At 73.4% G+C, this 13,721-nt stretch carries 11 protein-coding genes; 6 read left to right on the top strand and 5 right to left on the bottom strand.

Annotated features, from left to right (window positions below; translation table 11 throughout):
* The first annotated feature begins 37 nt into the window (after window positions 1-37).
* The gene (locus VAB18032_RS09140; protein ID WP_013732516.1) at window positions 38-418 is read left to right on the top strand and encodes a hypothetical protein; all 381 of its coding nucleotides are present in this window, start codon (window positions 38-40) and stop codon (window positions 416-418) included.
* A 77-nt stretch (window positions 419-495) separates the two neighbouring features.
* On the opposite strand, the gene VAB18032_RS09135 is transcribed toward VAB18032_RS09140, so the two are convergent.
* Entirely contained in the window at window positions 496-1,398 is a 903-nt protein-coding gene (locus VAB18032_RS09135; RefSeq protein WP_013732515.1) for a DUF72 domain-containing protein, read from the bottom strand.
* 117 nt (window positions 1,399-1,515) lie between these two features.
* Here VAB18032_RS09135 and VAB18032_RS09130 point away from each other — a divergent pair, with 117 nt between their 5' ends.
* Both VAB18032_RS09130 and VAB18032_RS09125 read left to right on the top strand, forming a co-directional pair.
* The gene (locus VAB18032_RS09130) at window positions 1,516-2,562 is read left to right on the top strand and encodes an NAD(P)-dependent alcohol dehydrogenase (protein ID WP_013732514.1); all 1,047 of its coding nucleotides are present in this window, start codon (window positions 1,516-1,518) and stop codon (window positions 2,560-2,562) included.
* A 32-nt stretch (window positions 2,563-2,594) separates the two neighbouring features.
* A complete protein-coding gene (locus VAB18032_RS09125) occupies window positions 2,595-3,110 on the top strand; it encodes a 2'-5' RNA ligase family protein (RefSeq protein ID WP_013732513.1) in 516 nt (171 codons plus the stop codon).
* A 136-nt stretch (window positions 3,111-3,246) separates the two neighbouring features.
* Here the strand turns inward: VAB18032_RS09125 and VAB18032_RS09120 are convergent, their stop codons facing one another.
* From VAB18032_RS09120 to VAB18032_RS09105, 4 genes are read right to left on the bottom strand one after another with little or no spacing between them, the layout of a single operon-like run.
* Window positions 3,247-4,212, bottom strand: a complete 966-nt coding sequence (locus tag VAB18032_RS09120; RefSeq protein ID WP_013732512.1) for a siderophore-interacting protein — start codon at window positions 4,210-4,212, stop codon at window positions 3,247-3,249.
* 33 nt (window positions 4,213-4,245) lie between these two features.
* Window positions 4,246-6,354, bottom strand: coding sequence for an iron ABC transporter permease (locus VAB18032_RS09115; protein ID WP_013732511.1), 2,109 nt, complete (start codon window positions 6,352-6,354; stop codon window positions 4,246-4,248).
* Window positions 6,351-7,337: an ABC transporter substrate-binding protein gene (locus VAB18032_RS09110; protein WP_013732510.1), complete on the bottom strand. Its 987-nt coding sequence runs from the start codon at window positions 7,335-7,337 to the stop codon at window positions 6,351-6,353. The genes VAB18032_RS09115 and VAB18032_RS09110 overlap by 4 nt, the downstream gene beginning before the upstream one ends.
* A 33-nt stretch (window positions 7,338-7,370) precedes the next feature.
* Complete coding sequence (locus tag VAB18032_RS09105; RefSeq protein ID WP_013732509.1) at window positions 7,371-8,204, bottom strand: ABC transporter ATP-binding protein; 834 nt, start codon at window positions 8,202-8,204, stop codon at window positions 7,371-7,373.
* A gap of 292 nt (window positions 8,205-8,496) precedes the next feature.
* Between VAB18032_RS09105 and VAB18032_RS09100 the strand changes: the two genes are divergently transcribed.
* From VAB18032_RS09100 to VAB18032_RS09090, 3 genes are all read left to right on the top strand, one after another.
* Window positions 8,497-10,182, top strand: a complete 1,686-nt coding sequence (locus VAB18032_RS09100) for a hypothetical protein (protein WP_013732508.1) — start codon at window positions 8,497-8,499, stop codon at window positions 10,180-10,182.
* Between the two features lie 134 nt (window positions 10,183-10,316).
* The gene (locus VAB18032_RS09095) at window positions 10,317-13,085 is read left to right on the top strand and encodes an AAA family ATPase (RefSeq protein ID WP_013732507.1); all 2,769 of its coding nucleotides are present in this window, start codon (window positions 10,317-10,319) and stop codon (window positions 13,083-13,085) included.
* 112 nt (window positions 13,086-13,197) lie between these two features.
* A complete protein-coding gene (locus VAB18032_RS09090; RefSeq protein WP_050814572.1) occupies window positions 13,198-13,710 on the top strand; it encodes a hypothetical protein in 513 nt (170 codons plus the stop codon).
* The last annotated feature ends 11 nt before the right edge of the window (window positions 13,711-13,721 follow it).

Below are 13,721 nucleotides of genomic sequence, written 5' to 3'. Positions count from 1 at the left end.
CCGGCCGGCAAAACCGGCCCCGATCAGCGAGGTGGCCATGACGGACAGGAACAGGCAGGACCGGGGCCCCGAGGGCGTCGAGCCCTGGGGGACCACGGACGGCTTCGACGCCGACCCGCCGTGGGGTGTCGGCGAGGACTCACCGATGGACGAGGGCAGTGAGCCGACCGCCGTGGCGGAGGGTCGGCGTGGTGAGCGGCGGGCGGGTGAGACCCCTCGGGAGCATCCGCCCGCCGGCCGGCACGGATTCGGGTCGGTGGAGCCGACCCGGACGCCGGCGGCCGGTCCGGGCGCGCCGCCGGATCCGGCGCCGCCGCGCCGCTCGTTCCCGGAGGAGGTGGCCGGGGAGGATCTGCCGGACAACGCGCTGGAGGAGGCGACCGGCATGCGGCCGGAAGGGATCTCCCGGCGCGGCTGAGCGCGGCCTCGGGGACGGGCTGAGCGCGGCCTCGGGACGAGCCCGCGGGGCTGAAGACGGCCTCGGGGGCGGCCCGCTCAGCGGCGCGCCGACCGTCCGGCGGGTACCCGCCGGGCAGCGAGCAGCTCGGTGAGCCGTTCGGCGTCGCGCTGGGCCTGCCCGGCACAGCAGTTGTTGAACAGCACGTGCAGCTCGTCGGCCTGCTCGGCGAGCTCGGTCAGCAGGTCCGACCAGATGCGCAGTTCCCGGTCGCCGTAGGCGTACCGGAAGCGCTCTTCCTTGTCTCCGCTGTCCCAGGCGGTGCTGTGCCCGTGCATCCGCACCATCGCCAGCTCGGCGGTGGCGTGCAGGATCGGTGGCACCGACTCGCGGTGGCCCTGCGGCATGTCCACGCAGCAGAACGTGAGCCCGCGGTCGCGGAGGAAGGCCAGCGTCTCCAGCGCCGCCCGACCGTCGAACCAGGACCCGTGCCGTAGCTCGACGGCGACCCGCCACGGCCGGCAACGGTCGGCCAGTTCCGCGATCCGCCGCCGGGCCGCGTCGCCGCGGGCCAGCCACGGCGGGAACTGCAACAGCACCGCGCCGAGCCGGTCGGCCGCCGCGATCGGGTCCAGCGCCGCACGGAACCGCCGCCACAACTCGTCGTACGCCGTCGGCGGCAGGTCACGCCGACGGATCTGAGCCGGCCCGCCGACCGGGCGCAGGTCGGCGGGGAGGGTGGCTACCGGTGTCGGATGGCCGGTGAAGAGGCGGTACGCCTTGACGTTGAAGGTGAAGTCGTCTCCGGTGGCGTCCACCCAGCCCTGGGTCGTCTCCGGTGCGGGCACGGCGTAGTACGACGTGTCCACCTCGACCAGAGCGAACCGGCCCGCGTAGTAGCTCAGCCGGCCGGCCGGGGTGTTCGCCTCGCGCGGATACCACCCGGAGCGCAACAGCGTCCGGTCGGCCCACGAGGACGTGCCCACCTTGATGACAGTCATGTAATTCAGTGCACCGCCACCGGCGGGAATCGGCAACCGGTGGCGGCGCCAGTGGGTTTGGGCCGGCGTCCACCGGGGAGCCCACTGGTTGGCGACAGCGGACGACAGGAGGCAAGGATGCGTGCGCTACGGCTGCCTGCATGGAAGAGCGACCCGGAACTGGTCGAGGTCGACGAGCCGACACCCGGCCCGGGTGAGGTGGTGGTGAAGATCGGCGGCGCCGGCGCATGCCACTCCGACCTGCACCTGATGCACGACTTCGAAGCCGGTTCCCTGCCCTGGAATCCGCCGTTCACGCTCGGTCACGAAAACGCCGGCTGGGTGCACGCCCTCGGCGCCGGTGTGACCGGACTGGAGATCGGCCAACCGGTCGCCGTCTACGGCCCCTGGGGCTGCGGCGTCTGCGCCCGTTGCCGGGTCGGCGCCGAGAACTACTGCGAGAACCCGGCCGCCGCACCCATCCCCGGTGGCGGCGGCGGTCTCGGCCTGGACGGCGGGATGGCCGAGTACGAGCTGGTGCCGGCCGCCCGGCTGGTGGTGCCGCTGCCCGAGGGGCTGGACCCGGTGCTGGCGGCGCCGCTGACCGACGCGGGTCTGACCCCGTACCACGCGATCCGCCGCTCCTGGGCGAAGCTGCCGCCCGGCAGCACGGCCGTGGTGATCGGTGTGGGTGGGCTCGGTCATATCGGGGTGCAGATCCTCAAGGCCACCACCGCTACCCGGATCATCGCCGTGGACACCCGCGACGAGGCGTTGCAACTGGCCGAGGAGTGCGGCGCCGACCAGACGCTGCGCTCGGGTGAGCGGACCGTCGAGGAGATCCGCTCGGCCACCGGCGGGCGGGGCGCGGACGTCGTGCTGGACTTCGTCGGCGCGGACGCCACCATGAAGATGGGCGCTGCCGCCGCGCGTACCGTGGGTGACCTGACCATCGTCGGCATCGGCGGCGGGTCGCTGCCGGTGAGCTTCTTCTCCGTGCCGTACGAGGTCAGCATCCAGACCACCTACTGGGGCAGCCGACCGGAGCTGATCGAGGTGCTGGACCTGGGCGCACGTGGGCTGCTTCGGCCGAAGACCACCACGTTCTCCCTGGACGACGCGATGAGCGCGTACCGGAAGATGCAGGACGGCACCCTCGAAGGCCGCGCCGTGATCGTGCCCTGACCGCCGGTTCCCGCGCCCTCTAGGATGATCATGTGGTCGCCGCGCTGGAGCTCTACCTGGACCCGGTCGCCACCCGCCGGATCCGGGTGCTCTGGGACGCCCTGGAGGCCGAGGGGGTGCAGAGCCTGCGGTCGCTGTTGGAGCAACGGCACCGCCCGCACGTCTCGCTCGCGGTCGCGCCCCGGTTCGACCCCGAGCAGGTGGCGGCGGCGTTGGCCGGTTTCACGGTGGCCGCACCGCTGCGGCTGTCGTTCCAGCACGCCGGGCAGTTCGTCGGCCGGGTGCTCTGGCTGGGCCCGGCCCCCACGGCGGAACTGCTGGCACACCACCGACGGGTCTACGACCGACTCGCCGCCGCCGGCATCACCCTGCACGAGCACTACCACCCGGGCCGCTGGATCCCGCACTGCACCCTGTCGATGCGCGTGCCGAACACCCTGATGGCCGCCGCCATCCGCCGCTGCCTGGAAGTCCTCCCCCTGGAGGCCACCATCACCTCAGCCGCCCTGACCGACCACGCCCACAACATCTCCCACCCCCTCCCCTAACCCCACCCACACCCCTCTTTCCCCGTCGATCTTGCACTTCTGGTCGCGCATCTGCCCTACTTAGGACCGATTCGCGGGGACACAAAGTGCAAGATCGACGGGGGAGGAAGGGGCGCGTGGGGAGGGAGGGGTGGGGTTAGGAGGTGGGGTCGGGGCGGCCTTGGCGCCAGTAGCCCATGAAGGCGACGGCGCGGCGGTCGAGGGCGCAGTCGGAGACCAGGTGGCGGCGCAGGGTACGGATGACGCCCGCCTCCCCGGCCAGCCAGGCGTAGAGCGGGGCCGACGGCGGTACGTCGGGGACCTCCCAGAGGATCGTGGTGTCCACGTCCACGTCGTCGACCGGCGCACCATCGGCCATCCCGTCACCGGCCACGGGCACGTGCGGCTGTGGGGTGGACTGCCGATGCTGGCCACCGCCTGACGCGGCGAGCAGGTCCCGGGCCGCGTCGGCGACGGCGCCGATCAGGCGGTCACCGTACTGACCGCCGTTGCGGGGCAGCCAGGTGACCTCGACACCGGGGGGCGCGACCAGCGGCAGCACGTCCGCCGGATCGGGAACCTCCAGCAGCACCCGGCCGCAGGCGTCCAGCGGCAGCCGCTCGCAGATGCCGCTGATCGCCGGGACCGCCGTCTCGTCCCCGGCCAGCAGCAGGCACCCGGTCGACGGCGGCCGGAACTCCCGTCCACCGTGGTCGCCCTCGTAGCCGGCGTCCGGGCCGGCGATGGCGATCTCGTCGCCGGGGCGGACCTGCTGGGCCCACCGGCTCGCCGGGCCACCGTCGCCGTGCAGCACCAGGTCGACGTCGAGTTCGTGCAGGTGCGGCCGGACCGCTCGGGCGGTGTAGGTGCGGATCGGGTTGCGCCGGTGCTCCGGCAGCGCCCGCCACTGCGCGTACCAGTCGGGGCCCTGCGGCAGGTAGACCGCCCGCTGCCCGGGCAGCGGCAGGGCCAGCTTGATCCGCTGGTCGTAGCCGTTGTCGGCGAAGCGGTCCAGGTCCGGGCCGGTGAAGGTGACCCGGACGAAGGAGGGGCTGAGCCGGCGTACCGCGCGGATCTCGACGGAGAACAACCGCCACGGTGCGACGGGCAGGGTGTTGGTCATGCTGCCTTCCAGGGTGCGGGCCACGCGGACCGGTTACCGGGACTGAGGGGCTGAGGCACGCGAGCGCCACAGCAGCCAGACGAAGTACGGGGTGCCGATCAGGGCGGTGACCAGACCGGCGGGGATCTGCGCCGGGGCGATCACGGTGCGCCCGAGGGTGTCGGCGACGCTGACCAGGGCCGCGCCCAGCAGTGCGGCGACCGGAAGCACCCGGGCGTGCCGGCCGCCGACCAGCGCGCGGGCGGCGTGCGGGGCGACCAGACCGACGAACCCGATCACGCCGACGGCGGAGACCGCGGTGGAGGTGAGCAGCGCCGCCGCGCCGAGCGCGACCAGTCGGGTACGTTCCAGCCGGACTCCGAGCACCCGGGGGGTGTCGTCGTCCAACGCCATCAGGTCCAGCTCGCGGCGGGCGGCGAGCACGGCCGGGGTGAGGACCAGCAGCGCGATCGCCACCGGCAGCACCTGGGTGGCGGTGCGTCCGTAGGTGGAGCCGGACATCCAGGTCAACGCCTTGCCGGTGTTCCACGGGTCGTGGGCGACGATCAGGAAGGTGATCAGTGCCATGCCGCCCTGCCACGCCCCGAACCCGATCAGCACCAGCCGGTCGGAGCTGAGCCCGCCTCGCCAGGCCACGCCGTAGACCAGGGCGAAGGCGAGCATCGCGCCGAGCCCGGCCACCCCGGAGACGGCCCAGACGCTGGCCAGCGGCACGAAGGTGATCAGCGACACCGCGCCCAGTCCGGCACCGGCGGTGATGCCGAGGATGCCGGGTTCGGCAAGGGGGTTGCGGCAGACCGCCTGCACGGTGGTGCCGGCCACCGCGAGCGCCGCGCCGGCCAGCAGCGCGGCGGCGACGCGCGGCCACCGCTGGTCCAGCACGAAGGTGTACGCCGGACCGGTGTTGCCGTTGACCCAGTTGACCAGGTCACCGAGGAGCACCCAGGTGTCCCCGGCCAGCATGCCGACCACCACCGCGACGCCGGCGACCGTGGCCACCACGATGACGACGGTGCGGTGGAAGCCGGCCGAGCGGACGGCGGCGTGACCGCCCGGCGGTCGGCGGGTGGGGCCGGCGTCGCGGTGCCGTCGGGCCAGCCAGATCAGGATGGCCGCGCCGAGCAGGGTGGTTACCACGCCGGTGGGAATGTCGACACCGGCCTGGGCACCCATCGCGGCCCGAAGCAGCACGTCGGAGCCGAGCACGATGATCATTCCGGCGATGCCGGAGAGCGGCAGCAGCACCCGATGGCGGTGTACGCCGGGCACCAGTGGCCCGAGCAGCCGGACGATCACCGGCGCGCAGAGGCCGACGAATCCGACCGGCCCGGTGAGGGTGACCGCCGCGGCGGAGAGCAGAACGGCCAGCACCGTGACGATCAGCCGGGTACGCCGCACGTCGAGACCGAGCACGGTGGCGGTGTCGTCGCCGAGGGCGAGGATGTCGAGGCGGTGGCCGAGCAGCATCAGTGCCACGATGGCCAGGCCGATGACCGGGGCGAGCTGGGTGAGCGCGTTCAGGTCGCTCTGCACCAGCGAGCCGTTGCCCCAGGCGAACAGGCCGATGGTGGCCTGTTCGAAGAGCAGGAGCAGCAGCATGGTCACCGAGCTGAGCGCCAGTGCGGTGGCCGAGCCGGCGAGGATCAGCCGGGTGGTGCCGGCCTGCCCGCCGGAGGACATCGCCATCACCAGTCCCGCCGCCGCGAGACCGCCACAGAAGGCGAGCCCGCCGGCGGGCAACGCGGGCAACGCGATGCCGAACGCGGCGACCGAGACGATGGCCAGGTGGGCACCGGCGTTGACGGCGAGGGTGTCCGGCGAGGCGAGCGGGTTGCGGGCGATGGACTGCAGGGCCGCACCGGCGAAGCCGAGCGCGACGCCGATGGCCAGCCCGGCGAGCAACCGGGGCATCCGAGAGGCGACGAGCACCCGTACGGTTTCGTCGTCGCCGCCGGTGAGCAGCCGCAGCAGGTCGAGCGCGCCCACGGCGGAGGTGCCCTGGGTGAGGTGCACGACGGCGACCACGAGCGCCAGCGCGGTGGCCGCGATGAAGGCCCCGACGACGCGGGTACCGGACAGGCGTCCGGCCGGAGCCGGCCCGAGGGCCGGCTCCGAACGCGGAGGCGCGGACAGCTCGGTCACACCGCGTAGGTGTTGACGAACTGGTCGATGTACTGCTTGGCGGAGAGCGGCCCGCCGAAGGTCCAGATGCCGTCCGGCATCCGGTGCAGGTTGCCCTGCTTGACGAAGGGCAGCGACTTCCAGATCGCGTTGTCGGCGAGACCGTCGGCGAAGACGTCGGTGCCGTCCGAGGCGTTGTAGAAGAAGTGCAGGTCCGGGCTCTTGAGTGCGGTCAGGCCCTCGACGTCGGTCTGCCCCAGGCCCCACACCTCGTCGACCTTGCCGTTCCAGGCGTTGGTGAGGCCGAGCTGGATGCCGAGCTGGGAGACGAACGCGCCCTGGCCGAACATCCGGATGCTGACGGTGCTGCCTTCCTTCCAGCCGTCGGCGATGGCGAACGGCTTGCCGGCGGCACCGGCGTCGGCGATCTTCTTCTTGCCGTCGGCCAGGGCGGCGTCGAAGTCGGCGAGCAGCTTCTCCGCCTCGGCGGTCTTGCCGACCGCCTTGGCGATCATGTTGAGGTCGGCGCGCATCCGGCCCACGTTGTCGGTGGCGTCACTGCTCTTGGTCACCAGCACCGGCACGTACTTCTCGAGCTGGTCCAGCAGGGTGGCGCCGCGACCGTCGGAGACGACCACCAGGTCGGGGGCGAGCGCGACGATCGAGTCGACGCTGGGTTCGCCGCGGGTGCCGACGTCCTTGACGGCGGGGTCGAGCTTGGCGGCGGTGACCCAGGTGGCGTAGCCCTTGGGGTCGGCGACACCGACCGGCATGACGCCGAGGCTGACCAGCATCTCGACCTCGCCCCACTCCAGGCCGACGACCTTGGTGGCGGGGCTGTCGAGCTTGATCTCCTTGCCACGGCTGTCGGTCACGGTGACCGGTCCACCGGCGGCGGAGGCGGAGGGTGCGGGCTCGGCGGTGTTCTCGGTGGTGCCGCAGGCGGCCAGCAGCAGGGCGGTGGCGGCAGCAGCGACCAGGGCGGTGACACGGGTACGGAACATGGTGTTCTTTCTCGTTGCAGGACCGGTCCGGGTTCAGACCGGGATTCGGGTCAGGTGACGTCCCACGGGGCGGGTGGTCACCAGACCGGTGAGGGGATCGGTGGCGACCTCGATGCGGATGCCGTACGTCTCGGTCAGGTCGGTCTCGGTGAAGACCTGCGCCGGGGTGCCGGTGGCACGGATCCGGCCGTTGTGCAGCAGGACGACCTCGTCGGCCACCGCGGCGGCCTGGTTGAGGTCGTGCAGCACCACGCCGACCGCGACGCCGTGCTCGTCGGCCAGGTCGCGCATCAGGTCGAGGATCTCGACCTGGTAGCGCAGGTCGAGGAAGGTGGTGGGTTCGTCGAGCAGCAGCACCGCGGTGTCCTGGGCCAGGCAGGTGGCCAGCCAGACTCGCTGGAGTTCGCCGCCGGAGAGTTCGTCGACGGGCCGGTCGGCCATCGCGGCCACCCCGGTGACCGCCATCGCGCGGGCGATCGCGGTCGGGCCCTCGGGGTCGTCGGTGCGCCAGCGGCCCCGGTAGGGGTGGCGGCCGTAGCCGACCACGTCGCGGACGGTGACGCCGTTGGGCACCGGTCGACTCTGGGCGAGCAGGGTGACCCGGCGGGCGAACTCCTTGGCCGGCAGGCTGGCCGCGGCGATGCCGTCGGCGCAGAGCACCGTGCCGGTGTCGATCGGGTGCAGCCGGGCCAGCGCGCGCAGCAGGGTGGACTTGCCGCTACCGTTCGGGCCGACGAGGGCGGTCACCTTACCGGCACGGAGCCCTATCGAGGCACCGTGAACCACTGCCGTACCGTGGTATCCCAGGCAGAGGTCGACGCCGCGTAGGCGCTGGTCAGCGTCGTTCGACGCCAGTCCGCTCGACATGCGATTAGGTTAGCCTAACCTAATCGGGTGTCAAGACGCGGGCCTCCTTCACGTTCCGCGGTACCCCGCCCTGGTCGGTGTCCCTCGATGCCACCGACCGACTCCGACCGCCTTCGGTCGCCGGCCGGACACACTCGGCAACCTTCGCTGGGCACACCTGCGAAACCGGCACCCGGGGAACGCGAAAACGTACCGGGGTGGGACGACAGATCGACACGAGCGGCGGTAGCGTTGCGCGTCATCGCCGCCGGGTCGCCGGTGCGCCGACCCGCGATCGTACGGAGGATGAGGCATGTCCATCGGCGAGGAGCCGTACGCCATCCGCGACGACCTGGCCTCGCGGCCGACCTTCGAGGTGACCCTGCGCGGTTACGAGAGAAAGCAGGTCGACCGCTATGTGGAGCAGTTGGACGGTCAACTCAGCACGGTCTCGGCCGAGCGGGACCGTGCCCTCGGGCGGGCTCGGGAGCTGACCGCCAAACTTCAGGCGGCCCAGGCCGAGGTCGCCGACCTGCGACAGCGTCCGGCGCAATTGGACAAGGCGACCTTCCAGGATGTGGGCCCGATGGTCGGCCAGATCCTGGACCTCGCGGAGAAGCAGGCCGCGGCGATCATCGACACGCACACCCAGCGGGCCAACAAGCTCCAGGCGGAGGCGGAGAAGACCCTCGCCAACGCCCGGGAACGCACCGTCAAGGCGCTGGCCGATCTCGAAGAGGAACTCGCCGCCCGCCGCGCCGAGCACGACAAGAAGTACGAGGAACTCCGCGCGGCCGCCGACGCCGAGCTGGCGGAGAGCCGGGAGCGGGCCGACAAGCTGCGCGCCGACGGTGAAGCCGCACACGAGCGGGCCCAGCAGGAGGCCCACCGTATCGGGGAACAGTGCCGCCAGCAGGTGGAGCAGGCCCGCGCGGCGGCGGAGGCGTTGACCACCTCCGCGCGTACCCAGATCCACCAGGAGATCCAGGCGGCCCGGTCGAAGAGCCAGCAGGAGCTGGCCCAGCGGCGGACGGCCGTCGAGGAGGAGCTGGCCGAGCGGCGCGCCGCGGCCGAGGAGGATCTGGCCGAGCAGCGCGCGGCCGTCGAGCGCGAGCTGGCCGCCCAACGCAGCGCCGCCGAGCAGCGGGTCAGCTCGATGATCGCGGACGCCCAGCAGTACTCCGCGGAGATCCGCAAGCGCGCCGACGAGCAGGCCGCCGAGGTCCGCAGGCACAGCGACGAGCAGGCCGCAGCCGCCGAGGAGCAACTGCACGCCGTGCAGCTGGAGATCGGCGAGCAGCAGGACGCGTTGGCCGGGGTACGGGAGGAACTGGACACCGCCCGCCGGCAGCTCGACGAGACGCAGCAGGGCAGGGAGACCACCGAGGCCGAGCTGACCCGGCTGCGGCAACAGCTGGAGGAGACCGTCCGGGACCTCGCCGCGGAAAGCCAGCGACTGGACGAGGTACGCCGGGCAGTCGAGGCCGCCGAACGGCACGCCAAGGAGACCCGGGCACGGGTGCAGCGGGAGGCCAAGCGGGTCGCCGACCTCGCCGCCGCAGCCGTGATGGCCGCCGCGGCCGGCGGTGGCGAGACCGCCGAGTATCCGGTGGTCGGTGCCCGCGCCGGGCAACGCCCGCCGACGCCGGCAGCGGAGGCCGAGCCGATCGTGCACGACGCCACGCCCGAACGCGGTGCCCACGAGGCGAACGCGGGTGACGGTGGTGCCGGAGCCGACGGCCAGCCGACGACGAGCCCGACTGCCGACGCCCGCCCGACGCCACCGAGCCTGGAAGCACCCGGCGGCGAACCGACCGTCGAGGGCGAACCGGCGGGACAGACGCACCTCGGACCGACCGTCGCGATGCCGAACGCCGCGCTGGCGCGGGCCGAGGCGGCGCTCGCCGGCGGTCCGGCGGGCATCAACTGGTTCGCCGGGCAGCCCGAGGGGCAGGAGGACGACGCGGCCGATCGCGCGCCGCAGCCGTCGACACACTGATCACGAGCCCGGCCCCGTGCGCCACTGTGGAGCATGGGGCCGGGCATCTCTCGCGTCTGACACCGCTGAACGTGCTCGGCGCGTCAGGCGTCCGCACGATGGTCACCGGCGGTGCACGGTGCCAGAATCGCCCCATGCGGCGTGCGCTCGTCGGCCGGGACGAGATATTCGACCAGGCCTGGCGCTCGCTGGGCGAGCCTGGGCAGGTGCTGCTGGAAGGGCCCGCCGGCATCGGCAAGACCGCGCTGTTGCGGGCGCTGACCGCCGAGGCGGCCCGGTCGGGCTGGCTCGTGCTCTCCTGCGCGCCGACCGAATGCGAAGCCGAACTCCCCTTCGCCGCCCTCGCCGACCTGCTCCGCCCGCTTGCCGACCTGGCGGCGGAGCTGCCGCGCCCGCAGCGCATCGCCGCCGAGACGGTCCTGGTCACCGGCGACAGCGACGAGACGATCGACGAACGCGTGATCGGGGCGGCCACCCGGTCGCTGCTGGAGGCGGCGCTCGCCTCGGGCCGGCCGGTGCTGCTGGCCGTGGACGACGCGCCCTGGCTCGACCGGCCGAGCGAACGCGCCCTGCGGTTCGCCCTGCGCCGGGTCGGCCCGGGACCGGCCACCCTGGTCAGCAGTCGCAGCGCGAGCGGCCCGGCGGTGCCGGCGGCCCCGCTCGGGCTCGACGCGGGTTCCGGCCGGCTGACCCGGCTGGCAGTGACGCCGCTGGGCGTGAACGCGCTGCACCATGTCCTGCGCGAGCGGGTCGGTGCCGATCTCGACCGCCCGCTGCTGGCCCGCATCGCCCGGGAAGCCGGCGGCAATCCGCTTGTCGCCATCGAGGTGGCCCGCGCGGTGCAGCGGCTGCCGAAGCCACCGGAGCCGGCACAGGAGCTGCCCGTCGCCTCGTCCATGCATCAGCTGCTCGCCGACGTGCTCGCCGAACTGCCGGCCCGGTGTCGCGACGCCGTCCGGCTCGCGGCACTGCTCACCGTCCCCCTGCTGCGGGACCTCGCGGCGGCGGGCGTGGGGCCGCGCGCCTTCGACGGTGCCGAGGAGGCCGGACTGCTGGCGGTGACACCGGCCCGGGTGGAGTTCACCCATCCGGTGTACGCGGCGGCGGTGCGGGCCGGCATCCCGCCCGGTGTCCGCCGAGGGCTGCACCGCAGGCTGGCCGGGGTGGTCGCCGACCCCGACGAACGGGTACGCCAGCTGGCCGCCTGCACCACCACCGCCGATCCGGTGGTGGCCGATGCCCTCGCCGCCGCCGCCGCGAGGCAACACGCCCGAGGTGCGCCGGACGCGGCGGCGAACCTCTATGAGGCAGCCGCGCGGCTCACCCCGGCCGACGACCGCCCCACCCTCGGGCAGCGGCTGCTGGCGGCGGCCCGGTGCCGGTTCGACTGTGGCGACCATCCGGGTGCCCGGACGGCCGCCGAGGAGGTGGCCGCCAGCTTCACCGGTCACGTCCGCGCCGAGGCGCTGCTGCTGCGCGCCGTGGTCGCGTGGAGCGCCGACGAGCCGGGCGGCACCGCGCTGGCGGCCGCCGGTCGGGCGCTGGCCGCCACGCAGCCCGATTCCCTGCTCGCCGGTCGGATCCACGCCCACCTGGCCCTCTTCGTCGACCTGCCGGACCCGGCCCGTACCCACGCGGAGTCGGCCATCGCTCTGCTCAGCGGCCCGGGTGGGGACCGGGAACTGCTGGCCGCGGCGCTGCTGCACCTGTTCAACAGCGAGGTACGCGCCGGTGCGCCACCCCGCACCGAACTGCTCGACCGGGCACTGGCCATGGAAGGGCCGGAACCGTCCTGGCTGGCGGGCACCATTCCGGCGGTCTGGTGGAAGGGCATCGACGATCCCGACCGGGCCCGGGAGCGGCTGACCCGGCTGCTGGACCGGGCGGCGGCGCGCGGCGACGAACCCTCCCAGTACGAGCTGCTCAAGCATCTCGGTGAGACCGAACTGCTCGCCGGGCGTTGGTCGATGGCCGAGCGGCACATCGCGGCGGCCCGTGACCTCGGTGAGCTGCTGGGCACCGAGTTGACCGCGGAGACCTGGCTGACCGGGCTGCTCGACGCCCTGCGGGGGCGGCTCGACGCGGCGGCGCGGGTGGCGCAGGCGGGCGTACGCCTGGGCGAGGAACTCGACGACGACTGGTGCCGCCGGATCCACCTGCAACTCGGCGCGTTCGTCGCGCTCTGCGCCGGCCGGGCCGCCGACGCAGCGGCCGGTTACGGTCGGCTGGCCGCCTTGGTGGACCGGATGGGGCTGACCGAGCCGTTGGCGCAGCGCTTCGAGCCGGACTGGATCGAAGCGTGCGTGGCCGCCGGTGATCTCGCCACCGCCCGCGTCGCCCTGCACCGGCTGACCGAACGGCACCGCCGCCTGCCACGGCCGTGGACGCTGCTGGGCCTGGCCCGCAGTCGGGCCCTGCTGGACAGCGCCGAGGGCCGGGACCCGTCGGCCGCCCTCGACGATCTCGCCGCCGCCCGCGCGGCGGTGGCGCCGCACGTGCTGCCCCTGGACCGGGCCCGCTGTCTGCTGGTCGCCGGAGTGGTGCACCGGCGGCTGCGCCGTAAACGGCCGGCCCGGGAGGCGCTCACGGCGGCAGCGGCCGAATTCGACGCCCTGGACGCGGCGGCGTTCGCCGCGCGGGCCCGGGCGGAGGCGGCCCGGCTGGGCGGCCGGCCTCCGGCACCGTCGGCGTTGACCGCCACCGAGGAGCGGGTGGCGCGGCTCGCCGCGCTCGGACGGACCAGCCGCGCCATCGCCGACGAACTGTTCGTCAGCCCCAAGACGGTGGAGACGAACCTGTCCCGCGTGTACCGCAAGCTGGGCATCTCCCGACGGGCCGAACTCAACGCGGCACTGGCCCGGATCAGCGCCGACGTGGTGCCGACCGGCGGCCACAAAGGCTAGGGAAACACCGGATTCCTTCCCCGGGCGACGGCCGTACCGTCGAGTGCACCCCGACTGCCGCAGGCGCTGGTGCGCAGCGTCTGCGCCCGGGCGGAAGAGGGGGAACTGACCGGTGCGACGACTGATTCTGCCTGTGCTGCTCGCGACGGCCCTGGCACTGACCGGCTGCGGCGGCAGCGAACCGGCGGCACGGGGCGCCGGTCCGGACGCCGGGTCGGACGCCGATCTCGATCTGCCCGTCGACGGTGCCGACACGGTCCGGCCGGCCTGCCCCTTCACCGCCGAGCAGGTCACCGGGATCGTCGGCCAGCAACTCGACGACAAGGGCAACTGCAGCTTCGGCGACGGCATCGCCCTGCTCACCGTGACCACCGCGTCGCGGGTCGCCGGTGAGATGACCTACGACTACCAGCGCCAGCAGGCCGACCAGACCTACCAGTCGGTGACCGACCTCGGCGTCGGCGACAAGGGCTACCTGGCGGTCAAGGACATCGAGGCGGAAGCGGTAGTGATCAACGGTGCGGGCAGCTTCACCGTGACGCTGAGCAGCTTCCAGCGTCTCGGCGCCCAACCCGACGGATATGCCCAGGCGATGCGCAAACTTGCCGACGCCCTGCCGAACTGAAGCCCCGACGA

This window comes from Micromonospora maris AB-18-032, from assembly GCF_000204155.1.
Classification (GTDB): Bacteria; Actinomycetota; Actinomycetes; order Mycobacteriales; family Micromonosporaceae; genus Micromonospora; species Micromonospora gifhornensis.
Note: the sequence above shows the minus strand (reverse complement) of the source record. Positions and strands in the feature narration are given on the sequence as shown.